A 683-nucleotide genomic window follows, 5' to 3' on the forward strand; every position below is an offset into this window, starting at 1 on the left:
GCTTACCCGCGATGCGGCTTCGATCGCTGCGTTGACAGACCTTCAAAGCCTGCCCACAGTAGTGATCCCGGCAGGAGACGGATTTGTGGATGTAAACTTTATTCCGGCAGATGACAATGTAATTGAGGCTACGGAAAAACTGATCCTGACACCGGCCGCCACTGGCTTCACTTTCAACCAGCCGGTAAATTTCGATATCACTGACCAGGACCTGGCGGGAGCAACGATCACTCTATCCGCCGCACCAGCCAGTGTTGCAGAAGGCGCCAGTTCTGTAATTACAGCTACGCTGAATGGCGGTGTAACCTCCGCCACTAACCTGACGGTGACTTTAAGCAAACATGCCAGCTCCACTGCCGGTAATACCGAGCACGGCACGCTGGGCAGTATCACGATCAACGCTGGTCAAACAACCGGCACTGTTACACTGACTACCAATACTGACCAGGTATTAGAGGCTAATGAAACCGTAATGATCGAAGGTGCCAACGCCCAGGGCATTGCAGTGACCGGAACTACGGTTACCATTAGCGATGCAACTGGCACAAATGCGAATAAAACAATTATCCTCACACCCGTTACCGGCACTGTAGCAGAAGGTGGTTTAATAAAAATAAAAGCGAGCCTGCCTTCAGGCATCACCAGCAGCCAGGCGATCACTATCACCCTGAGCAAAGCCGCGG

Annotated in this window: 1 protein-coding gene; it reads left to right on the forward strand. The window is 52.4% G+C overall.

Going from position 1 to position 683, the window contains the following annotated elements:
* Window positions 1–683 (forward strand): hypothetical protein (locus tag ACTJIK_RS25725; RefSeq protein ID WP_440650475.1); only part of this gene is annotated, 683 nt, incomplete at both ends.

This window comes from Chitinophaga sp. 22620 (assembly GCF_052044405.1).
Taxonomy (GTDB): domain Bacteria; phylum Bacteroidota; class Bacteroidia; order Chitinophagales; family Chitinophagaceae; genus Chitinophaga.